16 protein-coding genes are annotated in these 20,160 nt (G+C 70.3%); 8 read left to right on the top strand and 8 right to left on the bottom strand.

Annotated features, from left to right (window positions below):
- The first annotated feature begins 53 nt into the window (after positions 1-53).
- Complete coding sequence (locus AB0E67_RS20125; RefSeq protein ID WP_351525498.1) at positions 54-482, top strand: Rv3235 family protein; 429 nt, start codon at positions 54-56, stop codon at positions 480-482.
- A gap of 290 nt (positions 483-772) precedes the next feature.
- Here the strand turns inward: AB0E67_RS20125 and secA are convergent, their stop codons facing one another.
- Positions 773-3,592, bottom strand: coding sequence for a preprotein translocase subunit SecA (gene secA, locus AB0E67_RS20120; RefSeq protein ID WP_362028424.1), 2,820 nt, complete (start codon positions 3,590-3,592; stop codon positions 773-775).
- Between the two features lie 239 nt (positions 3,593-3,831).
- Between secA and AB0E67_RS20115 the strand changes: the two genes are divergently transcribed.
- Both AB0E67_RS20115 and AB0E67_RS20110 read left to right on the top strand, forming a co-directional pair.
- Positions 3,832-4,413, top strand: coding sequence for a GNAT family N-acetyltransferase (locus AB0E67_RS20115; protein ID WP_362028422.1), 582 nt, complete (start codon positions 3,832-3,834; stop codon positions 4,411-4,413).
- 147 nt (positions 4,414-4,560) lie between these two features.
- Positions 4,561-5,736 carry a crosslink repair DNA glycosylase YcaQ family protein gene (locus AB0E67_RS20110; protein WP_362028419.1) on the top strand — a complete coding sequence of 392 codons (1,176 nt, stop codon included), beginning with the start codon at positions 4,561-4,563 and terminating at the stop codon, positions 5,734-5,736.
- Positions 5,737-5,829: 93 nt separating this feature from the next.
- Here the strand turns inward: AB0E67_RS20110 and AB0E67_RS20105 are convergent, their stop codons facing one another.
- The 7 genes from AB0E67_RS20105 to mtnA all read right to left on the bottom strand — a co-directional run bounded on the left by AB0E67_RS20105 (position 5,830) and on the right by mtnA (position 14,439).
- Positions 5,830-6,570: a response regulator transcription factor gene (locus tag AB0E67_RS20105; RefSeq protein ID WP_362028416.1), complete on the bottom strand. Its 741-nt coding sequence runs from the start codon at positions 6,568-6,570 to the stop codon at positions 5,830-5,832.
- A gap of 185 nt (positions 6,571-6,755) precedes the next feature.
- Positions 6,756-7,445: a ribosome-associated translation inhibitor RaiA gene (gene raiA / locus AB0E67_RS20100; protein WP_073791785.1), complete on the bottom strand. Its 690-nt coding sequence runs from the start codon at positions 7,443-7,445 to the stop codon at positions 6,756-6,758.
- Between the two features lie 291 nt (positions 7,446-7,736).
- Positions 7,737-8,519 carry a ComF family protein gene (locus AB0E67_RS20095; protein ID WP_362028413.1) on the bottom strand — a complete coding sequence of 261 codons (783 nt, stop codon included), beginning with the start codon at positions 8,517-8,519 and terminating at the stop codon, positions 7,737-7,739.
- A gap of 187 nt (positions 8,520-8,706) precedes the next feature.
- Positions 8,707-10,530 carry an LpqB family beta-propeller domain-containing protein gene (locus AB0E67_RS20090; RefSeq protein WP_362028411.1) on the bottom strand — a complete coding sequence of 608 codons (1,824 nt, stop codon included), beginning with the start codon at positions 10,528-10,530 and terminating at the stop codon, positions 8,707-8,709.
- 34 nt (positions 10,531-10,564) lie between these two features.
- Positions 10,565-12,598, bottom strand: a complete 2,034-nt coding sequence (gene mtrB, locus AB0E67_RS20085) for an MtrAB system histidine kinase MtrB (protein ID WP_362028409.1) — start codon at positions 12,596-12,598, stop codon at positions 10,565-10,567.
- 1 nt (position 12,599) lies between these two features.
- Positions 12,600-13,289 carry a two-component system response regulator MtrA gene (mtrA, locus tag AB0E67_RS20080; RefSeq protein WP_007448372.1) on the bottom strand — a complete coding sequence of 230 codons (690 nt, stop codon included), beginning with the start codon at positions 13,287-13,289 and terminating at the stop codon, positions 12,600-12,602.
- Positions 13,290-13,293: 4 nt separating this feature from the next.
- Positions 13,294-14,439: an S-methyl-5-thioribose-1-phosphate isomerase gene (gene mtnA / locus AB0E67_RS20075; protein ID WP_362028406.1), complete on the bottom strand. Its 1,146-nt coding sequence runs from the start codon at positions 14,437-14,439 to the stop codon at positions 13,294-13,296.
- Between the two features lie 140 nt (positions 14,440-14,579).
- Between mtnA and AB0E67_RS20070 the strand changes: the two genes are divergently transcribed.
- From AB0E67_RS20070 to AB0E67_RS20050, 5 genes are read left to right on the top strand one after another with little or no spacing between them, the layout of a single operon-like run.
- Positions 14,580-15,782 (top strand): glycerophosphoryl diester phosphodiesterase membrane domain-containing protein, encoded by a 1,203-nt coding sequence (locus AB0E67_RS20070; RefSeq protein WP_362028403.1) that lies wholly within the window; start codon positions 14,580-14,582, stop codon positions 15,780-15,782.
- Positions 15,783-15,786: 4 nt separating this feature from the next.
- Positions 15,787-16,476, top strand: coding sequence for a DUF4129 domain-containing protein (locus AB0E67_RS20065; RefSeq protein ID WP_362028400.1), 690 nt, complete (start codon positions 15,787-15,789; stop codon positions 16,474-16,476).
- The gene (locus tag AB0E67_RS20060; RefSeq protein WP_362028397.1) at positions 16,473-17,654 is read left to right on the top strand and encodes a DUF4350 domain-containing protein; all 1,182 of its coding nucleotides are present in this window, start codon (positions 16,473-16,475) and stop codon (positions 17,652-17,654) included. Before AB0E67_RS20065 ends, AB0E67_RS20060 begins: the two co-directional genes overlap by 4 nt.
- On the top strand, positions 17,651-18,652 hold the full coding sequence (locus AB0E67_RS20055; protein WP_362028394.1) for a MoxR family ATPase: 1,002 nt from the start codon (positions 17,651-17,653) through the stop codon (positions 18,650-18,652). The genes AB0E67_RS20060 and AB0E67_RS20055 overlap by 4 nt, the downstream gene beginning before the upstream one ends.
- Before the next feature lie 10 nt (positions 18,653-18,662).
- Positions 18,663-19,973 (top strand): DUF58 domain-containing protein, encoded by a 1,311-nt coding sequence (locus AB0E67_RS20050; RefSeq protein ID WP_362028392.1) that lies wholly within the window; start codon positions 18,663-18,665, stop codon positions 19,971-19,973.
- Positions 19,974-20,160 lie beyond the last annotated feature (187 nt).

Below are 20,160 nucleotides of genomic sequence, written 5' to 3'. Positions count from 1 at the left end.
GGAAGTTACCGCCCGGTATCAGTCCGGGCCTTGAAGCACGGGGGCAATGCGCGTTGAGCACGAACAGGACCCGGCCCGCCGGACGCCACGACCGGTGCAGGCCCGAAACCGTCCCTCCGCAGCGCACGAGGGTTCCGCGGCGTGTCCGGCCCCATCACTGGTTCGCCGAGCGCCTCCTCGCCGTTCTCAGCGGCCAGCGCCCGGTGCACTGGATGCTCGGGCACACCATCGGCGAGGCGTACGACCAACTGGCCGAACTGGCCCCACGGAGCCCGCTCAGGGCCCGTGGGGCCCGCCCCGTGATCCGCATGTGCCACGGCGCCCAGCCCGTTCCGGGTGTGGTGGAGGCGTGCGCGAGCATCGCGGCGGGCGAGCGGGTACGGGCCATCGCCTTCCGCCTGGAGCAGGGCAAGGACCTCCGCTGGCGCTGCGCGGCGGTGGAGATGGGAGACGAATGCCGGCCCGCGGCCACGCCCCGATGAAGACCGCGCCGATGCTTCCCCGTGCCCCGGAAGCCGCGTCCAGGACGGCGGGACACACCCTCGGGGAACACCCGGAAGCCACGCCCGGGACCGGGGGACACACGCTCCGGCTCGTCGGGGGCGCGCCCGGACGACACGCCCCGGTGGCCCCGCCGGAGCGGCTCCGGGACGGCCCCGGGGCCCCGCACGACCGGCCGGGAACGCGGCGGGGCCGGGCACCCGCGAGGAGTGCCCGGCCCCGGCCGCACCGAAATGCGGCCGCCATCGCCCGTACGCCGACGAGCCCGGCGTCACTTCTTCCGGCGGCGTCCGCCTCCACCGCTCTTCTGAGCCTTGCGCCGCTCCGCACGGGTCATCCCGTCCGGGGCGGGCGCGGCGGCGCCGCCACCGTTGGAGAAGTCGCCCTCGACGACCCCACCCTCGCCGTCCACCGTGGGGGCGGAGAAGTGCAGCCGGTCCGGGCGCTGCGGGGCGTCGAGCCCCTTGGCCCGGATCTCCGGACGTGCCGCGGGCACGAGGTCCTCCTTGGCGAGCGAGGTGCGCTCGGCCTCGTCCTGCACCGGAACCTCCTCGACGTGCTGCTCGACCTGGACCTCCAGGTTGAACAGGTAGCCGACGGACTCCTCCTTGATGCCCTCCATCATGGCGTTGAACATGTCGAAGCCCTCGCGCTGGTACTCGACCAGCGGGTCCTTCTGCGCCATGGCGCGCAGGCCGATGCCCTCCTGGAGGTAGTCCATCTCGTAGAGGTGCTCACGCCACTTGCGGTCCAGGACGGACAGCACCACACGCCGCTCCAGCTCCCGCATGATGTCCGAGCCCAGCTGCTTCTCACGCGCGTCGTACTGCTCGTGGATGTCGTCCTTGATGGACTCGCCGATGAACTCCGCGGTGATCCCGGCCCGGTCGCCGGCCGCGTCCTCCAGGTCCTCGACGGTGACCTTCACCGGGTAGAGCTGCTTGAACGCGCCCCACAGCCGGTCCAGGTCCCACTCCTCGGCGAAACCCTCGGCGGTCTCCTGGCGGATGTAGTCGTCGATCGTGTCGTCCATGAAGTGACGGATCTGGTCCTGCAGGTCCTCGCCCTCCAGGACCCGGCGGCGCTCGCCGTAGATGACCTCGCGCTGCCGGTTGAGCACCTCGTCGTACTTCAGGACGTTCTTGCGCGTCTCGAAGTTCTGCTGCTCGACCTGCGACTGGGCCGACGCGATCGCCCGCGTCACCATCTTGTTCTCGATCGGCACGTTGTCCGGCACGTTGGCCATCGACATGACGCGCTCGACCATCTGTGCCTTGAACAGCCGCATCAGGTCGTCGCCGAGCGACAGGTAGAAGCGGGACTCGCCCGGGTCGCCCTGACGGCCGGAACGACCGCGCAGCTGGTTGTCGATGCGCCGCGACTCGTGCCGCTCGGTGCCCAGGACGTAGAGCCCGCCGAGCGACTTGACCTCTTCGAACTCCGCCTTGACGGCCTGCTCGGCCCGCTCCAGCGCGCCGGGCAGCGCCGCCGCCCACTCCTCGACATGCTCGACGGGGTCGAGACCGCGCTGGCGCAGCTCGGCCTCGGCGAGGTCGTCGGGGTTGCCGCCGAGCTTGATGTCGGTGCCTCGTCCGGCCATGTTCGTGGCGACCGTGACGGCGCCCTTGCGGCCGGCCTGGGCGACGATCAGCGCCTCGCGGTCGTGCTGCTTGGCGTTGAGGACCTCGTGCTGGACGCCGCGCTTGGAAAGCTGCTGCGAGAGGTACTCGGACTTCTCGACCGACGTCGTGCCGACGAGGATCGGCTGGCCCTTCTCGTGCTTGTCGACGATGTCGTCGACGACCGCCGCGAACTTCGCGACCTCGGTCCGGTAGATGAGGTCCGACTGGTCGACGCGCTGCATCGGCCGGTTCGTCGGGATCGGGACCACGCCCAGCTTGTAGATCTGGTGGAACTCGGCGGCCTCGGTCATCGCCGTACCGGTCATGCCGGAGAGCTTGCTGTAGAGGCGGAAGAAGTTCTGCAGGGTGATCGTGGCGAGCGTCTGGTTCTCGTCCTTGATGTCCACCCCTTCCTTCGCCTCGATCGCCTGGTGCATGCCCTCGTTGTAGCGGCGGCCGGCGAGGATACGGCCGGTGTGCTCGTCGACGATCATGACCTCGCCGTCGATGACGACGTAGTCCTTGTCCTTCTTGAAGAGTTCCTTGGCCTTGATGGCGTTGTTGAGGTACCCGACGAGCGGGGTGTTCACCGACTCGTAGAGGTTCTCGATGCCGAGCCAGTCCTCGACCTTCGAGACGCCGGACTCATGGATGGCGACGGTCCGCTTCTTCTCGTCGACCTCGTAGTCGCCGGTCTCCTCGATGCCCTTGAGCGGGTTGCCCGCCTCGCCCTTGGTCAGGCGCGTGACCAGCTTGGCGAAGTCCCCGTACCACTTGGTGGCCTGGTCGGCCGGGCCGGAGATGATCAGCGGCGTACGGGCCTCGTCGACGAGGATCGAGTCGACCTCGTCGACCACGGCGAAGTTGTGGCCGCGCTGTACGAGCTCGTCGGCGGACCAGGCCATGTTGTCGCGGAGGTAGTCGAAGCCGAACTCGTTGTTCGTGCCGTAGGTGATGTCGCAGGCGTACTGCTCGCGGCGCTGGGCCGGCGTCATGTTGGCGATGATGCAGCCGACGGTCAGACCGAGGAACTTGTGGACCCGCCCCATCAGCTCGGAGTCGCGCTCGGCCAGGTAGTCGTTGACCGTGATCAGGTGCACGCCCTTGCCGGACAGCGCGTTGAGGTACGTGGGCAGGGTGCCGACCAGGGTCTTGCCCTCGCCGGTCTTCATCTCGGCCACATAGCCGAGGTGCAGGGCCGCGCCGCCCATGATCTGGACGTCGTAGTGGCGCTGTCCGAGGACTCGCTTGGCGGCCTCACGGACGGTCGCGAACGCCTCGGGAAGCAGGTCGTCCAGGCTCTCGCCGTCCGCGTACCGTTCCTTGTACTCGTCGGTGAGCGCCCGCAGCTCGGCGTCGGAGAGGTTGATGAAGTCCTCTTCGATGGAGCTGACCTGGTCCGCGATGCGGTGCAGTTTGCGCAGGATCTTGCCTTCGCCTGCACGCATGAGCTTGTTGAAGACGGACACTGAGGCTGGTCTCCTTGCCGGTCGGGCCTGGCACTGGGTCGGGTGTGGACGCTGGCGCGGGCACGGCAGGCGGGCCCCACCGCAACGGCCATCGTAAGCGAGGACCCCGTCACGCCGGGAGGGCTGCCGCCGCGTCGCCTGCGCCGTCCTCCCGTCTGTCAACGGACGGGAGGGTCCGAAGGTGCCGGGAAGTCCGAAAAGTGTTCGCATCCGGGCCGCCGCCTCACCACAATCCGTGCATGGAGCCGATCACCCTCACCACCAAGCGTCTGCTGCTGCGCCCCTTCACCGACGGCGACGCCGACGGGATCCACGCGGCCTGTCAGGACCCGGACATCCAGCGCTGGACGGTCGTGCCCTCCCCCTACGGCCGCGGCGACGCGGAGTTCTTCGTGCGGGAGCTGTGCCCGGGCGGCTGGCGCGACGACTCCATGTACAACTTCGCGGTGGTACTGCGCGAGGGCGGGGCCCTGACGGGTGCCCTCGGCATCACGCGCCGCAACCTGCCGGACACGTACGAGGTGGGGTTCTGGACCGCGAAGGAACACCGGGGCCGCGGTTACACGGCGGAGGGGGTGCTGTCCGCCGCCCGCTGGACCTTCGCCTCGCTCGGCGGTGACCGGCTGGAGTGGCGGGCCGAGGTCGGCAACGTCGCCTCGCGCTCCGTGGCGCTGCGGACCGGCTTCCGACTGGAGGGCGAGCAGCGGTCCGGCCTGCTCAACAAAGGGGTGCGGCGCGACGCCTGGGTCGGCGCGCTGCTCCCGTCCGATCTGGGCCTGCCGGGCAACCGGACCTATCTGCCCACGACCACGACCGCCTGAGGCGTCCGGCACACCGATCCGCTCCGCCTCCGCCCCTCCGGTTCCGTACCCGCCCGTCCGCACCCGCCCGCCACGGAACCGGAGGGTCCGCTCCCGGTCCACCGGCTCGGCAGCCCGTTGTCAGTGCCTGCCTCTAAGGTGCGGGACATGACGCTCGTGCCGCCTCCCGCCGTCGAACTCTCCGCCGACCAGGCGCGCAGGATAGCCCTGCGCGCCCAGGGCTTCCTTGGCGCCCCGGACCGCAGGGCCGGGGTCCCGGGAGTGCTGCGGCACCTCGGCGCCGTACAGCTCGACACGATCTCGGTGCTCGCGCGTTCGCACGAGCTGATTCCGTACGCGCGCCTCGGCGCGGTCGGTCGGCCCACGATCGAGCAGGCGTACTGGTCGGGCGGCCGCACCTTCGAGTACTGGTCTCACGCGGCCTGCATCCTCCCGGTCGAGGAGTGGCCGCACTTCGCGTTCCGCCGCCGCGCCTACCGCTCCCGCCCCCACTGGCACCACGACCTGCCCGACGGCGCGTACGAGACGGTGATCAAGCAGCTGCGCGCCGAGGGCCCGCTGACGGCCACGGAGCTGGGCGGCGCGAAGAACGGCGGCGAGTGGTGGGACTGGTCGGAGTCGAAGGTCGCCGTCGAGCGCGCCCTGATGTACGGCGAGGTGGTGTGTACCGAACGCCGCGGCTGGAAGCGGGTGTACGACCTCGCCGAGCGGGCCCTGCCCGATGCCGTGCTGCACGACGATCTGGACGACGCGGAGTGCCTGCGCCGACTGGTGGCGCTCGCGGGGCAGTCCCTGGGAGTCGGCACCCGCGCCGACATCGCGGACTACCACCGGCTCAAGGGTGAGCAGTTCGACGCGGTCGTGGCGGACTCCGGCCTGGTGCCGGTGACCGTACGGGGCTGGGCGAAGCCCGCCTGGGCCGACCCCGCGGCGCTGGCCTCGGAGCCGCGCGGGCGGCACCGCACCACCTTGCTGTCGCCGTTCGACTCGCTGATCTGGGAGCGGGCGCGCACCGAGCGGCTCTTCGGCTTCACGCACCGCCTGGAGGCGTACGTCCCCAGGGCCAAGCGAATACACGGCTATTTCGCGATGCCGCTGCTGGCGGGCGGAAAGCTGCTGGGCCGCGTGGACCCGGCGCGTGAAGGCAGCACGCTGGTCGCGCGTCAGGTGTCCCTGGAGGGCCGCAAGGCGGTGGTGCCGATGGCCGAGGCGCTGGCGGAGGCCGCGTCCTGGGTGGGCTGCTCGGACGTCCGGCTGGAGCGGGTCGATGCCCCGGAACTGCGCGGACCGCTCGCCCAGGAGATCGCCCGCAGCGTGGCGTGAGCGCGCCGCCCCACCACCGAGGGTTCGGCGTCGCCGGGCCGGGGCGCCGACGGATCCGCTGCCGTCACCCCGCCCGTCGCATCGCCGGACCGGTCACCTGATCTCCAGGATCTTCTCCCGCATGGCATAGACCACGGCCTCCATCCTGGAGTGCAGCTGCAGCTTCTCCAGGATGTTGCGGACATGGTTCTTCACGGTGTTCTCGGAAATGAACAGTTCCTTCGCGATATCGCGATTGTTCATGCCGGTGGCGACGAGCTTCAGCACCTCGAGTTCCCGGTCGGTGAGCCGCGGCGCAGGCACCAGCCTGCGCTCGTCGGTCCGCTGGATCATCGACTTGAACTCGGTGAGCAGTTTCGACGCCATGGACGGGCTGATCTGGGACTGGCCGTCGGCGACCGCGCGAATCGCCGTGGCCACCTCGTCCGTGGAGATCTCCTTGAGGAGGTAACCGGTGGCGCCCGCCTTGATCGCGTCGTAGAGGTCGGCCTCCTCGTCGCTGATCGTCAGCATGATGATCTTCGCGCTGGGTGCCACCTCCTTGATCGACGTACATGCCTCGATGCCGCCGCGCCGGGGCATCCGTACGTCCATCAGCACGATGTCGGGCAGCAGGTCGGCCGCCTTGTCGACCGCCTCCGCGCCGTCACCCGCCTCGCCCACGACCTGGATGTCCTCCTCCTGGGCGAGGACGATCTCCAGGCCTCTGCGGAACAGCGCGTGGTCGTCCACGACGAGGACCCTGATCGGCTCCTTGCGGGAACCGCCGGTCGCGTCCGCACCGGCGTCGTCGGCGTGATGCGCATCGCGCACGGGCCCGAAGGCGTCCGCCATCGTTCCTCCCCCTGAAGGCCATGGCCTGAAGTTCACAACTGTCCGCCAACAGCGGCTCTCCGAACAGCCGTTGGCTTGGGACGACATGATTTCATGCCTGGACGCCCGAGCGGTGATCCCGCCGACCGCACACGTGTGCCCCTGGGGGCGCACAGACGCTCCAGGGGCACCGTGGAGGGGTGACGTCAGCCGCCGAGCGCACCGCCCGCGCCGCTCGCCCCGTCGGCCGCGAGCGGATCGGTCCTCAGGTGGATGACACCGTAGTCATAGGCGTGTCGTCGGTAGACGACGCTGGGTTCCTTCGTCTCGGAGTCGACGAACAGATAGAAGTCGTGCCCGACCAACTCCATCTCGTAGAGCGCCTGGTCGAGCGACATCGGTGCGGCGACGTGCGTCTTCTCGCGCATCACCAGCGGTCCTTCGCCCTGGACCTCCAGGGAACCGAATCTGGTCGTCGGTACGGACGGAGCCGTCTCGCCGGGGACCAGCTCGCCCTCGCCGTTGAACGACGCGGCATTCGGCACGGCCTCGGCCACCTCGGCGGCGGGAATCCGGCCGTTGCCCCGGCGGCTGTAGCGCTTGTCGTGCTGCTTGCGCAGCCGCGCCTCCAGCTTGCCGGTGGCCAGGTCCAGCGCCGCGTACGGGTCGCCGGCCGCGGCTTCCGCCCGGATGACCGGACCACGGGACCGGAGCGTGATCTCCACCCGGTCGGAACGGTCGGCCTGACGGGGATTCGGCTCCTTGGACACCTCGACGTCGAGGCTGATCACCTTGCCGTCGAACTTCTGGATCTTGTCCAGCTTCAGCTTCTCGGCCACGTGCTTGCGGAACCGCTCGGGCACCTCGGTCTTGCGGCCCTTGACGACGATGTCCACGCAGAACTCCGTTCCCGGATCGCCCCGCTCAGCGGCGGAGCATCTCCCTTTTGCACCAGGCCCCGGTGATGACCGGAGCCGCGGACTGGGTGACGTCCACCTCCTCCCCCAGCGGTGGGGACTCGCCCCCACCGAATTCCCGTTTCCGGACTGTCGGTGAGTTACCTGCCCGAAACCTGGCGGTGCATTCATTGAGGTCCGGCATTCACCATTCCTCACCACTGAACATAGCCTGCCCGGCCGGTTCTCGGCACCCGCTACTCGCGCGTACCTCCGTTCAGGCCTTTTTACTCACTCACTACCTGCAACGATGCGGCTTCGGAGAGAGTTCCGGTTTATTTCGAAGGCCGATGGGGATACGGCGACGACGGCCGCCCGCCCGTTTACGTGCTCGGCCCTCACGCGCCCGCCGCCATGTGCGGACCGTCCGTATCCGCATTCCGCTCCGATCGCCCGCGCCGCCTCGGCCAGCGAGGCACCGGTCGTCATCAGGTCGTCCACGAGCACGACCCTTCCCGTCGCGAGGAGCCGCCCGCCGCCGACCGCGACCGTCAGCGCCCCGGCGAGATTCCGCTCCCGCTGCCGGGCGCCCAGCCCCGCCTGGTCGGCCACCACCCGGCGCTGCCGCAGCACCGGGACCACGCGCGCCGGAACACCGCCCCGCCTCAGCTCGGCGGCGGCCGCCAGCGCGATCCGCCGCGTCGGATCATGCCCTCGCGCCGCCACGGAGCGCCGCGCGGACGGCACGGGCACCAGCAGCAGCGGTTCCGCGCTTCCCGTCGGCCCCGCCCCGGCCCGTACGGCCCCGGCAAGTGCCCTGCCGAGCGGCCCTGCGAGGCCCAGTGCCCCACGCTCCTTGTGCGCCAGGAGCACCCCGCGCACGCCGTTCTCGTACGGCGCGGCCGCGTGCACCACCGGCAGGCCCGCAGGCTCGGGATCCGGCCTCACCCGGCGCGGCACCCCGCCGTACAGCACCGCCCGGCACTCCTCGCACAGCTCCGTTCGCGGTCTGCCGCAACCACCACAGGACACCGGCAATACCAGCCCGGAGATCTCCCGCCACCATCCCCGCATGAATCCACTGTGCACTCACTCGCGGCACCCGGCCACCCCTGTGGAAAACCCGGGTCGCCGACGCGCTGCGGCCCCGGCGAGCCACGCCTCCCCGCCCCGGACACGCCCCCCGCTCCCGGCCCGGGCAGCGCCCCGCTCCGCCCCGGCCAGCCGTGTGCTCAGCCCGGGACGGACCAGCGATGTGTGCTCAGCCCGGATAGACCAGCGACGTGCCCTCCTTGACCACGGTCTGCCAGTTGTCGCCCGGGGACAGCTTCACTATCCCGTCATTGCGTGTCGCCGCCATCAGCGGCAGCTGCTCGTCGTCCGCCGCCGCGATCGACGACACCTCGTTCAGCCCCGGCAGGACGCCCGAGGCGGGCGTCGAACCGTCCGCCTGCACATAACGCACCTGCTGGACGCCACCCTCCTCCTTTCCGACCACCACGAGGCGGTTGCGGCCCGACCACGACATCGCGGTGACGTCCGTCAACTGCGGTGCGGCCTGCCGCAGATCCACCACCGAGAGCCGCTGCGGCTCCCCCGCGCCGTGGCGCTCGATCCGGCCGATCTTCAGGGTCCTTCGGCCGTCGCCCTGGTTCACCAGGAGTGCGATGCGCACACCGTCCGTGGACAACCGCAGCGCCTCGATCCGGTTGCCGGCCAGGCTGGGCACGGCGACCTCCTGCGGTTCACCGGTGCCTCCCGGTATCCGCAGCAGCCGGGGCCTGTGCGGGTCCCGGTCGGCCACCCAGAGATCGCCCCGGCCGTCCCAGCTCGGTGCCGACAGCCGGTCGTTCTGTTTCTTGGCCCTGCTGGTCACCAGGGCCGGGGGAAGCTCGCCGTCCGAGACGATTGAGGACACGTAGAGGGAGGTCCTGTCCCGCGAGACCGCCGCCGCCGACTGCTCGTCCCTGGCCACGCCGACCTCGCCCATCCGCAGTCCGTTGCCGAACGGCCCGGACACCGGCTCCGGAACACCACTGCCCTTGGTGCTGCCGGGGATGCGCTCCACATGGCCCTTGGCGTCGATGTAGTACTGGCTGTCCGGCCCGCTCGACGAACCGTCGGGCGCGAACTCCTCCGCCTGGTCCGCCTCGAGGACGCACAGCTGGGAATCGTCCGAGCGCAGCAGCTGGACCTGCTCGATCCGTGCCGACGTCAGATCCCGCAGCGTGTACAGCACCTGCGAGGCCATCATGCGGCAGGAGCTCTGCCCGGCGCCGTCCGCCTTCTTGTCGAGCGGGATCCTCAGGACGTTGCGGTCGTCCGGGGCCAGTGAGGTGACGTCCTTCTTCAGCGTCGTACCGGCGGGGAAGCGGGAACGGACCACCGGACGCAGCCAGTCGGTCGGTCCCGCCAGAAGACTGCGGACCGCCTGCGTCACGGTGTCCATGCCTGTGACGGGGTCCGTGCGGCTGCGCAGGTAGACGGGATCGGCGACCAGCGTCGACTGCCCCACCGTCCGTCCGGCGGCGAAGTAGTACTTGTCGACCGAACGGTAGAGGCGTCGGAAGTCCGACTGTCCGAGCAGCAGCCCGTCCGGCACGACGTCGATGCGCCACTCCTTGCCGTCCGTGCCGTTCTCCCGCACCAGGTGCAGGGTCTCGTTGTACTCCGTGGGCGCGAGCGGCTGATACGCGCTCTGGCCGTCGACCGTCGCCACCTTCTCGCCGGTCAGGGTGTAGGCGAGTTCGGTGACACCGGGATCGCTGTCGTTCAGCGGGCGGTCGCTGCGGTTGGGCGCCTTGGCGAGCACGGTCGTGAACGCGCTCGGTTTCCAGGTGCTCGCGGCCTTCCGCGTCAGGTACTTGCGCGTCGTCATGAACTTCGAGTCGTCGCTGGTCATGGATTCCAGGAAGCCGTCGACGATCTCGTTGGGGGTGGCGTTGTCACGCGGTGCCACGGCGTACACCTGCACCTGGGAGTCGCCGGGCTGCGAGCCGCCGCCGACCGGCCTGACGTCCCCGCTGACGGGCATCGAACTGCACGCGGACAGCAGCACGACCCCGCATCCGAGCAGCGCGGACATCCGCGGCACGCGCCCACGGGCGCTCCCGCGACGGTCAGATCCCACGATTCGCGTCCCCCCGCTCCTGTTCCCGTACCACGGTGTCGATCTCGCCCCCGGGTTCGCCGCCCGCCCGGTCCTCGGCGGGGCGTGCGACCACTCGTGCCCCGTTGCCGGGCAGGGCCGCCGGATGCACCGAGGGCGGCGCCGCCGGGGGAACCGAGGCGGAGCGGGACGGCACCGGAAGCGCCGGCCGGTCGCTGTCCGCGGGCTGGACCGGCACCGCCGTCAGCCGGTGTCCTCCCCCGGAGCCGGGCAGGGCCCGCTCCCGGTTCTCCCGGTTGCGGCGGGAGTCCTCCGGTTCCAGGGGTATCGGAGAGCCGCGCAGCGGTTCGTCCGCCGTGCGCGGCAGGGTCAGCCGGAACTGCGAACCGCCGCCGGGCTCGCCCCACGCCTGCAGCCAGCCGCCGTGCAACCGGGCGTCCTCCACGGCGATGGACAGCCCGAGACCGGTGCCGCCGGTCGTCCGCGCACGGGCCGGGTCGGCCCGCCAGAAGCGGTTGAACACGCGCGTCGCCTCGCCGGGCTTGAGTCCCACCCCGTAGTCGCGGACGGCCACGGCGACCGCGCCTCCGGCCGCTTCCATGCGCACCACGACGTCCCGCCCCTCGCCGTGCTCGACCGCGTTGACGACCAGGTTGCGCAGGACGCGCTCCACCCGGCGCGCGTCGGCCTCCGCGATCACCGGCTGGCTGTCGCCGACCACCCTGATCCGGGTGCCCTTGCGTTCGGCCAGCGGTTCGGCCCCGCCGATCACCCGGTGCACGACCTGCCGCAGATCTATCGGCTCGGCCTCCAGCGCCGCGGCGCCCGCGTCGAAGCGGCTGATCTCCAGCAGGTCGGAGAGCAGTGACTCGAACCGGTCGAGCTGGTCCCCGAGCAGTTCCGCGGAACGTGCCGTCACCGGGTCGAAGTCGCTGCGCGCCTCGTGGATGACGTCGGCGGCCATCCGGACGGTCGTCAGCGGCGTGCGCAGCTCGTGGGAGACGTCGGAGACGAAACGCCGCTGCATCCGGGACAGCTCCTCCAACTGCTGGATCTTCAGCTGCAGGTTCTGCGCCATCTTGTTGAAGGCCTCACCGAGCCGGGCGATGTCGTCCTCGCCGGTGACCTTCATCCGTTCCTGGAGCCTGCCGGCGGAGAGCCGCTCGGCGACCCCCGCGGCCATCCGTACGGGCGTGACGACCTGGCGCACCACGAACCACGCGATGGCCCCGAGCAGCACGACGACGAACAGCCCCGCGGTCGCCAGCGTGCCCTTGATCAGCGTCAGCGACTTCTCCTCCTGCGTCAGCGGGAAGAGGTAGTAGAGCTGGTACGGGTTGTGGTCGATGTCGTAGAGCCGTTTGCCGACGACGAGTCCGGGCTGCGGGTCCTGCCCGTTCGCGTACCGGATCACGGAGTACGTCTGGAAGGCGCCCGGGCCCTTGTTGACCGCGTCCCGCAGGTTCTGCGGGACGCTCGCCGCCTCGACGCTGCCCGAGCCGCGCGGCGCGCGCGTTCCCTCGTCCGCGCTGAGCGCCACCACGTTGAAGGCGTTCTTCCCCCCGCTGGCGAGCTGGTCGACCAGCTCGGTCCGCCAGGAGTTGTTGGCGGTCGTACCGTCCGCGGTGTCACCGCTGCCCTGTCCACCGGGGGCGAGCGGGGTGTTCGCCTTCTCCTGGGCCGCGGCGAAGCCGCCGGCGGCCTGGGTCTGGGCGGCCTTGCCCTTCGCGTCGAGCAGGCCGTTGCGGACCTGCCCGATCACGACGATGCCGAGGAGCAGCACGACGGCGAGCGACATGAGCAGTGTGCCCGCGACCACCCGCAACTGGAGATTGCGCCGCCACAGCCGTACGACGGGCAGCAGCGGACGCCGCACCCAGCGCATCAGCAGTCGCGGCACCGGGCCGCCGGGCGCATGGTCGTGGAACAGCCGACCCCCTTTGAGGAGGCGGCCGATCCGGGACGACCTGTGCACCGGAGCGGCAGCCCGCTCCGCACGGGCTCCCGGCTCCCCGGGCCGCGGAGCAGCACCGCCCAGAGGCATGTCAGCTCGGTCCGGCCTTGTAACCGACCCCTCGGACGGTCACCACGATCTCGGGCCGCTCCGGGTCCTTCTCCACCTTGGAACGCAGTCGCTGGACATGGACGTTCACGAGCCGGGTGTCGGCCGCGTGGCGGTACCCCCACACCTGCTCCAGCAGCACCTCACGAGTGAACACCTGCCACGGCTTGCGCGCGAGCGCGACCAGCAGGTCGAACTCCAGCGGGGTGAGCGCTATCGACTGCCCCTCCCGCTTCACCGAGTGCCCGGCCACGTCGATGACCAGGTCCCCGATGGTGAGCTGCTCCGGCGCCGGTTCCTCGGACCTCCGCAGGCGTGCCCTGATCCGGGCCACCAACTCCTTGGGCTTGAACGGCTTCACGATGTAGTCGTCGGCCCCGGACTCCAGACCCACCACCACGTCGACCGTGTCGCTCTTGGCCGTGAGCATGACGATCGGCACACCCGACTCGGCCCTGATCAGCCTGCAGACCTCGATGCCGTCCCTGCCGGGCAGCATCAGATCCAGCAGGACCAGGTCCGGCTTGGCCTCACGAAACGCGGCGAGTGCCTTGTCGCCGTCCGCTACGAACGACGGCTCGAACCCCTCACCACGCAGCACAATCCCGAGCATCTCGGCCAGTGCGGTGTCGTCGTCGACGACAAGGACGCGTCCCTTCATAATCGACATCATCCCATTAGCTAATCGTTACCTGCGATGACCTGGCACACAGCTCCGCGAGTCCGCCCCCGGTGACCGGGGAAACCACGCCCTCCTCCGTGACGATCGCCGTGACCAGCTCCGGCGGTGTGACGTCGAATGCCGGGTTGTACGCGGCGGTTCCGGCCGGCGCGACGAGCCGCCAACCGACTTCCTCTTCCACCACCCCGCCCTGCAGAAATGTGAACTCGGTCACTTCGCTCCCCCGTCGCTGTTCCACAGTGATCGCCGCTCCGTCCGCTGTGTCCAGATCCACGGTCGTGGTGGGCGCCACCACGATGAACGGTACGTGGTGGTACTTCGCCAGCACCGCCAGCGGATAACTCCCCACCTTGTTCGCCACCGAGCCGTCCGCCGCGATGCGGTCGGCCCCGATGAGCACCGCGTCCACCTTTCCCGCGGCGAACAAGGACCCCGCCGCGTTGTCCGTGAGCAGGTTGTACGGCATGCCGTTGCGCGCCGCCTCGTACGCCGTCAGCCGGGCCCCCTGCAGGAGCGGACGGGTCTCGTCCACCCACAGCCGACTCAGCCGCCCTTCCCGGTGTGCCGCGAGCGCCACCGCGAAGGCGGTTCCCTCGCCGCCCGACACCAGCGCTCCGGTATTGCAGTGCGTCAGCAGCCGGTGCCCGCCGGCCGGCAGAAGCTCGTCCAGGAGGGCGAGCCCGTGCCGCGCCATGCGCGCACTGGCCTCGGCGTCCTCCCGGTGCAGTGCCCTCGCCTCGGCCAGCGCCGCCTGCGCGGCATTCCGGAGGTCCGCCCCTTTCTGCGCTGCCGCCCGGTGTGCGGACAGGGCCCGCCGTACCCCGTACACGAGGTTCACCGCGGTGGGCCTCGCACCCGCCAGCAACCCCGCGGCCTCTTCGACGTCGTCCCCCCGCGCTGCGGCGAGTGCCACCCCGTAGGCCCCGGCGATGCCCAGCAACGGCGCGCCGCGCACCGCCAGTGTCCGGATCGCCCGCACCAGCGAGGGCACGTCGGGGCACACCAGCTCGGCCTCCTCCGCGGGCAGCCGTGTCTGGTCGAGAAGCACCAGCGCGGGCCCTTCCGGCAGCTCGTCCCAGTGGAGTACGGAAAGGACGGGAGGCTCGTCGCCCACCGGCGGTTGCTCGTCGTGATCAGCCATCCGCCCAGTCTGCCCGGTGAGCCGCCCCGTATGAAGGCGCGCAGGAGATACCGCGCCCGGTCCCTAATGAAGCTGCGCGTGGCACGATGGGCTGCCGACCTGCCGTGCCGATGAACGGACAGGACCGTTAAGGAGCGAGAATGAACGACACTCCGGGCTGGGCCTCGCCCGGATCTGCCCCCTCCGAGGGCCAGGGGGCGGATGTCCCCCGCCCCTCCGAGCCCGTCGACGGCAGCGGCCCGGCAGGCAACTGGTCCCCGGCCCAGCCACCGGCAGCGCAGTGGTCCCCACCGAGTGCCCCCGGCACCGGCCCGGGCCTGCCTCCCCCCGGCTACGGCTGGGGTGCCGGCCCCCAGGGTCCCGGCTGGGGGCAGCCGCCTGCCGCGGCCAAGCCCGGAGTGATCCCGCTGCGTCCGCTCGGTGTCGGCGAGATCCTCGACGGCGCGGTCTCCACGATGCGCACCCACTGGCGCACCGTGCTCGGCTTCACGCTGGCCGTGTCCGTGATCGCCCAGATCGCAACGATTCTCATGCAGCGCTACCTGCTGCCCGAGCCCACCGTGATGGACCCGACCGCCACCGGTCCCGAGGTACTCCGGCAGGCCACCGAATCCGTTCAGTCCACGTTGATCACCAACGTGCCGTCCATGCTCATCACCTTGATCGCCACACTGTTCACCACATCCGTGCTGACCGTGGTGATCAGTCGCTCGGTGCTGGGACGCCCGGTGTCGCTCGCCGACGCCTGGGCCGAGGCCCGGCCCAGGCTTCCGCAGTTGCTGGGCCTGACCATGTTGCTGACGCTGATGAGCGCCGCGCTCATGACCCTCGGCCTTCTGCCCGGTCTGCTGGTCGGCTCCACGGCTGGTGCCGGCCTCGTCGTCATCGGCCTCCCCGCGGCGCTCGCCGTCGTCCTCTGGCTGATGGTCCGCTTCGCGCTCGCTTCCCCAGCCCTGATGCTGGAACGCCAATCGATCACGACCTCCATGCGTCGCTCCGCGAAGCTGGTCAGGAACGCGTGGTGGCGGACCTTCGGCGTGCTGGCTCTGACCTGGCTGCTGACCGCCATCGTCGCCGTGATCATCGCCATCCCGTTCACCATCATCGCGATGGTCGTGGACAGCAGCGGGACCGAATCCCTTCTCTTCGACGGCTCCATGTTCTCCACCTGGCCGTACCTGATCATCTCGGGCATCGGCCAGGTGATCACCGCGACGATCACCTACCCACTCTCCGCCGGAGTGATGGCGCTGCTCTACATCGACCAGCGAATCCGCCGCGAGGCGCTGGACCTCGAACTCGCCCGGGCAGCGGGTCTGCCCGAATACGACACCGGGAGCTGATGTCGTGTCGGGGGTGGGGGGTTCGACAGCGGCACGGTTGCTGGTCCGGGCGAGCGGCGACATACCCGTGGACACTCCGCGTGTCCCCGCCCGTGAGGCCGCGGAGCGCGAGCTGTCCAAACCGATGTACCACGAGAACGATCCCGGTCTCCTCCGACGCGGTCTCGACCAGCTCTGGGGCTGGCTCGGCGATCTCCTGAACATGGCCTCCGGCGCGGCACCGGGCGGCCCGCTCGGCCTGGTCGTGCTCGCACTGGCGGTCATCGGTCTGGTGGCCGCGCTCTGGTGGCGGCTGGGCACCCCACGCCGCATCGTGCGCACCACCGACACCCTCTTCGACGACACCCCGCGGACAGCGGCCGAACACCGGGCGGCCGCCGAGGCGCATGCCGCCGCGCAACACTGGAACGAAGCGATCCAGGAACGCACGCGCGCCATCGTGCGCTCTCTGGAGGAACGGGCCCTGATCGACCCGCGCCCCGGGCGCACCGCCGACGAGGCCGCCGCCGAAGCCGCACGCCTGCTGCCCTCGCACGCCACGCGCCTTCGCGCCGCCGCCGGCGATTTCGACGACGTCACATACGGCGACCGCACAGCGGACGAGCAGGTGTATTCGTCCGTGCGGGAACTGGACATCGATCTCGAAGCCGCGAAGCCTCTCCTGACGACGCCGGCCCAGGGAGCGGTCGAATGACAGGCACCTCCACCTCCCTCACCCCGCGCCAGGCCTGGTCCCGTGTGCGCGGCCTGCTGCTCGCCCTCCTCGTGCTCCTCGCGGCAGGAATCGCCCTGGCATCCGTGCGCTCCGGCGATCAGCATGGCCGCCTCGACCCACGCTCCGCCGACCGCTACGGCAGCCGCGCCGTCGCCGAACTCCTGAAGGACCGCGGAGTCTCCGTCCGCGTCGCCACCACCCTGGCCGAGGCCACAACCAGCCTCGGCCCCGACACCACCCTGCTCGTGACCTCCCCAGATCTTCTGGCACCTCACCAGCAGGAGGAGCTGCGGGCCAGGACCACTCACTCGGGTGGTCGCACCGTCCTTCTCGCGGCGGGTCCTCCATCCGCTGGCACCCTGGTCCCCGGAGTCCGCGCGAAGTCCGCCGGGCCCACGACCACCCGCGACCCCGAGTGCTCCCTGCCGGCTGCCCGCAGGGCGGGCGCCATCGAAACGGGAGGTTTCCGCTATGCCGCGGGAGACCTCGCCACCACCGCGTGCTTCCCGAGCAACGGCCTTCCCACCCTGCTCCTGTTCGAGCAAGGCGCCGGAGAGACCGTTCTCCTCGGATCCTCCGATCTCCTCCACAACGACCGCCTCGACGACCAGGGCAACGCGTCCCTGGCCCTGCAACTTCTCGGTTCCCGTCCCCATCTGATCTGGTACCTCCCCTCACTCACCGACATCGGCGCGCTCACCGAGCACGACGGCGAACGCGCCGACCGCGGCTTCACCGACCTGATACCTCGTGGCTGGCTGTGGGGCACCCTGCAACTCGCCTTCGCCGCCGTACTGGCCGCCATCTGGCGGGCCCGCCGACTGGGGCCCCTGGTGACGGAACAGCTGCCCGTCGCCATCCGCGCGTCCGAGTCCGCCGAGGGCCGGGCCCGCCTCTACCGCACGACGAACGCCCGCGGCCTCGCCGCCGACTCGTTGCGTGCCGCCGCACGGGGACGTATCGCCACCCTTCTCGGCGTCGCTCCCCGAGACGCCCATTTCCCCACCACACTCGTCCCCGCTGTCTCCACTCGCCTCGACGGCGATGAGAGCCGCCTCCAGTACGTGCTCTTCGGACCCGCTCCGTCCGACGATGCGGCTCTTGTACGACTGGCAGATCAACTCGACACCCTCGAAAGAGAGGTACGCACCTCATGAGCGCCCCGCCCCCAGTGCCCGCCGGGACCACTGAGCCCCTCGCGAACGGCGACACCGCCCGTGCGTCCCTGGAAGCGTTGCGCTCCGAGATCGCCAAAGCCGTGGTCGGTCAGGACCCGGCAGTGACCGGACTCGTCGTCGCTCTGCTGTGCCGAGGGCACGTCCTCCTCGAAGGCGTTCCTGGTGTGGCCAAGACCCTCTTGGTCCGGGCTCTCGCCGCCTCGCTCGAACTCGATACCAAGCGTGTCCAGTTCACTCCGGATCTGATGCCGAGCGATGTCACCGGCTCGCTGGTCTACGACGCCCGTACAGCGGAGTTCTCCTTCCAGCCCGGCCCGGTCTTCACCAATCTGCTCCTGGCAGACGAAATCAACCGCACGCCTCCCAAGACACAGTCCTCCCTCCTGGAAGCGATGGAGGAGCGGCAGGTCACCGTCGACGGCGTCCCCAGGCCCCTGCCCGACCCCTTCCTCGTGGCGGCCACACAGAATCCCGTCGAATACGAGGGCACCTACCCGCTCCCCGAGGCCCAGCTGGACCGGTTCCTCCTGAAACTGACAGTCCCCCTGCCGTCCCGGGACGAGGAGATCAACGTCCTCACCCGTCATTCAGACGGCTTCAACCCGCGCGATCTCGCATCGGCCGGCATACGCCCCGTCGCCGGGCCCGCCGACCTGGAAGCAGCTCGTGCCGCAGTTGCTCGAACCAAGGTCTCGCCCGAGATCGCCGGTTATGTCGTCGATATCTGTCGTGCCACGCGTGAATCCCCCTCGCTCGCCCTCGGGGTATCCCCCCGAGGTGCCACCGCCCTGCTGTCGACCGCCCGAGCCTGGGCCTGGCTCACCGGCCGCGACTACGTCATTCCGGATGACGTGAAGGCCCTCGCGCTCCCCACTCTTCGTCATCGCATCCACCTGCGGCCCGAGGCGGAGATGGAGGGAGTCACCCCCGACTCCGTCATCACCTCGGTCCTCGCCCACGTCCCCGTACCCCGATGAGGCGCTGACCGTGGCCCTTACCGGACGCACCGCCCTGCTGGCCGCCCTGGGGTCACTCCCCGTAGGCATCCTGGCCCCCAGCTGGACCGGCCTGCTCGCGGTCAACGCACCGCTTTCCTTGGCGATTCTCTGCGACTACGCCCTCGCCGCGCCAGTACGAACGCTTCAGTTCACCCGATCCGGTGACACAAGCGTTCGACTTGGCGAAACGGCCGAGGTACAACTCACCGTGACCAATCCTTCCCGTCGGCGGCTGCGTGCACACGTTCGTGACGCCTGGCCGCCGAGCAGCTGGCCCACCGGCGAGGACCGGACGGCCTCTCGCCATACGTTGGCGGTTCCGGCTGGGGAACGCCGTCGGCTGACCACCTTTCTGCGGCCGACCCGGCGCGGTGACCGCCGAGCCGAGCGGGTCACGGTTCGTTCGTTCGGACCGTTGGGACTCGCCGCTCGACAGGGAAACCATTACGTCCCGTGGACGGTTCGCGTCCTGCCCCCTTTCACCAGCCGCAAGCACCTTCCGTCGCGCCTGGCCAGACTGCGCGAGCTCGACGGCCGCACCAGCGTTCTCACTCGTGGAGAGGGCACGGAGTTCGACAGTTTGCGTGACTACGTTCCCGGCGACGACACACGATCCATCGACTGGCGGGCCACGGCACGGCAGTCCGCCGTCGCCGTGCGTACTTGGCGCCCCGAGCGCGACCGTCAGATCCTCCTGGTCCTGGACACGGGTCGGACCTCGGCCGGACGTGTCGGGGACGTGCCTCGTCTGGACGCCTCTCTGGACGCGGCCGTGCTCCTGACTGCGCTCGCCACTCGCGCGGGCGACCGCGTGGACCTGCTGGCGTACGACCGGCGCGTCCGGGCCCACGTTCAGAGGAAGTCCGCGGGAGAGGTTCTATCGGCCATGGTCAACGCCCTGGCTCCGATCGAACCAGCGCTCGTGGAAACGGATGCCCAGGGGCTCGGAGCCGCCGCCCTCGCCAGCGCTCCTCGTGGCAGTCTGATCGTGCTCCTCACCGGCCTGGACGCTGCTCCTGTGGAAGAAGGGCTGCTGCCGGTCCTGCGCCGATTGACCCCACGCCACACCGTGCTGTTGGCCTCCGTGGCCGACCCGCACATCAAAAAGATGGTGCGTTCCAGGGGCACAGTGGACGCGGTGTATGAGGCCGCAGCCGGCGCTCAGGCCCAGGAGAGCCGGCTTCGGACCGCAGAAGAACTCCGGCGCCACGGCGTCCTGGTCGTCGATGCCACCCCGGAGGATCTCGCTCCGGCCCTCGCCGACGCCTACCTGGCCCTCAAGGCAGCGGGCCGCCTCTGATCCCTGCCGCCGTTCCCCGACGCTTTCGGGAAATGTCCCCTCGGATACCGAGGGGTTTCCTCGGCAACGGGGTGCTGGAGGGAAAAGATTTTGAACGCGAGAAAGCCCCGCACCACAAGGGTGCGGGGCTTCCCCACAAAAACTGTTCGGCGGCGACCTACTCTCCCACAGGGTCCCCCCTGCAGTA

This window comes from Streptomyces sp. NPDC032161 (assembly GCF_040636995.1).
Classification (GTDB): domain Bacteria; phylum Actinomycetota; class Actinomycetes; order Streptomycetales; family Streptomycetaceae; genus Streptomyces.
This window is presented reverse-complemented; position numbering and strand designations above follow the sequence as displayed.